Raw genomic sequence first — 2,783 nt, 5'->3', positions numbered from 1 at the left:
TGGAAAGATTGAAACGGGCTCGCATGAAGCTGTTAATGGGGGTCAGTTACATGATTACACCGAACAGCAGATGAAGATAGTTCTTGAAGATGCGAAGAAATATACGGATGATCAAATAGGTAGTCTTGTCGATAATGGCGTTAACGAGGCAAAATCCTACACAGATATGAAGTTTGAGACGTTAAATTATGCTATTGAGGATGTTCGGAAAGAGGCAAGGCAAGCTGCGGCTATTGGGTTGGCTGTCTCTAACTTACGTTACAATGATGCACCAGGAAAGTTGAGTGTTGCATTTGGTAGTGGTATATGGATCAATCAGTCTGCATTTGCTGTTGGTGCTGGTTATACCTCTGAAGATGGAAAAATCCGTTCTAGTCTATCTGTTACAACTGCTGGGGGGCGCTGGGGAGCAGGCGTAGGACTAAGCTTAACGCTAAATTAACAATAAAAATAAAATATTTCAACAAACACCCGTTTGCCCTTGCTTTTATGAAGCGGGGGCAAAATTTTTTAAGCATACAAACACAATACAAACCTAAGTCCTATAATCAAAAAACCTCTTGGCAACTGTTGTAAAAAAGCGATATTTTTATCTTCACAACGAATTATCTCTCTAAATATCTCAGGAAAATCATTTTTTTCTTGATATTCTACAAATATGTTTTATAAGTAACAAAATCTGTTGTGAGTAAGACTCATTCTGATAAAATGAATTTTAAAAGGGGAGGTAAGTGATGCGCGAAGATAAAAAGCACACGGCAAATTTATGTATATCACTGTATAATACTAAAAAAGAGATGATTTGCGAAAAGCAATTATTCAATAAATTTCAAAAATCTTAGATATTACAATTTAAGTTAGGCAAAAAATAACCCATCGATGACCATTAGACTCTAAATGTGTCATAACTACGTCTAAAAATATACATTTAGGTCTCATTATATCAAACATACACAGTACAAAGGCTCAAAATCAAACTCATTTCAAACTCTTATTGCTAAAATGTGTTTTTTTTGCGTCATCAAGTGTGTTTCTAAAGTTTTTTGGGGGGAATCCATTATGAAAAAAATACATGCCACACAAGTAGCGAGTAAATTAAAACTTTCTCGTTTTTCTTTTGTTAAAGTTCTTTCGTTGGCTACAGCGGTTACATTTTTATCGAATGTTACACCTGTTTTTTCAGCAAATCCTGATTTTAGGAACACCTTTCTTGAAGGTGTAAAAAGTGCTGGTGTGTCTTATCCACAAAACATCATCCCTGTTGCTGGTTTGAATGCGTCTCCTGTTTCAAAAGACAATTATTTAACAGTGCTCAAAAAAGCAGGAGTAGAAGAGATTAATGCTTCTAGTAACTATGCAAATTTTCTAAACAAAACTTTTTTGGATAAAAGTAATGAGAGTTCTTTTACTATACCTGCTTTAGAGAGCACTTATAAGTCTGTTGGATTTGATAATGATGCAACAACATTTAATATGAGGCCACTGACTAGAAGTACTAGAGATAGCGGGATTAACATCGGCACTAATACTGTGGCAATAGGTCATAGTGCGAAAACAGTGATGCAACATGGCGTTGCTATTGGTTACAATGCAACCGAGACAAATGAGATTAGAGGGACGGCTATTGGTTCTAATGCGAAGGTGACCAAGAGTGGTGGGATTGCTTTAGGTGCTGATAGTGAAGCTTTTATAGGCAGTGGTATTAATGCATATAGGCCATTAGGCGTTTTGGTAGAGCCGGGGGCAGATTTGCATGCTTGGATCAGCTCTGAAGGAGCGCTTAGTATTGGTAGCATAGGAAAGGGAAAAACACGACAAATTGTAGGCGTTGCAGGTGGTACTGAAGATACTGATGCAGTAAATGTAGCGCAGTTGAAAGTATTAGAAAAGAATGCCGGAAGTTGGAAACTCTCTGTTTCTGGAGCGAATACTACAACGGTTGAATCGAATAAATTAGTAGATTTAGCTGCTGCAAGTAATAACATAAAGGTTACAAAAGGTGATAAAGACAATAAGGTAAAATTTGATTTAGCTAAGGATGTTACATTAACGAGTTTAAAGGCAGGCACAACCACCCTAGATGCAACAGGTCTGGTCATTACTGATGGTCCGAAAATAAAGACCGATGGTATTGATGCTGGAGGTAAAGAGATAAAAAAAGTTAAGGCTGTAGCACTCACTGAGACTTCACAACAAGCGGTGAATGGTTCACAACTTTATTCCACGAACACAGCCCTTGCTAAATATTTTGGTGGTAATGCCAAGTATGGGGAAAGCAAATGGACAGAACCTGATTTCAAAGTTGCGCAATTTGATGCTAACGGCACAGAAGGTGCCAAAAAGACTTATCACAATGTTGCTGCTGCTTTTGAAGGTGTTAACAGTACTTTCACTACTCTGAATAAAGAGATTGTCGATGTAAGAGACAGCATCCTTGTTAAGGAAGAAGAAGAGGTTACTTTAGCGCGCAGTCTCCGTTCGGGGGGAGCGACTATCATCACCATTGGTAAGGCATCAGGCGGCACTAAAGTCAGCATTTTGAATAAAGATAATGGGAAACGAACCATTTCCGGTTTATTAGGTGGCGATCTCAGTGCAAATTCAGATGAAGCGGTGAATGGTTCACAGATAAATACACTAGGTGGTAAGGTAGCTACTTTTTTTGGTGGTGATGCTGATTTTGGAAATGGAAACTGGACAGGTCCAACTTTCAAGGTTAAGACCGTTAAGGAAGATGGCACTGCAGAAGATAAAAGCTATACTGATGTAGCTTCTGCCTTTGA

1 protein-coding gene and 1 pseudogene are annotated in these 2,783 nt (G+C 38.2%); both read left to right on the top strand.

The annotated features are described in order from the left end of the window. Positions 1 to 442: YadA-like family protein (locus tag ACFIKJ_RS08930; RefSeq protein ID WP_375652172.1), on the top strand; the 442-nt coding region annotated here is incomplete at its 5' end. Between the two features lie 617 nt (positions 443 to 1,059). Beyond that, a pseudogene (locus ACFIKJ_RS08925) lies at positions 1,060 to 2,783 on the top strand (hypothetical protein); the annotation flags it as partial.

It is taken from the genome of Bartonella sp. PS7NMGDW, assembly GCF_042193585.1.
GTDB lineage: Bacteria > Pseudomonadota > Alphaproteobacteria > Rhizobiales > Rhizobiaceae > Bartonella > Bartonella grahamii.
This window is presented reverse-complemented; position numbering and strand designations above follow the sequence as displayed.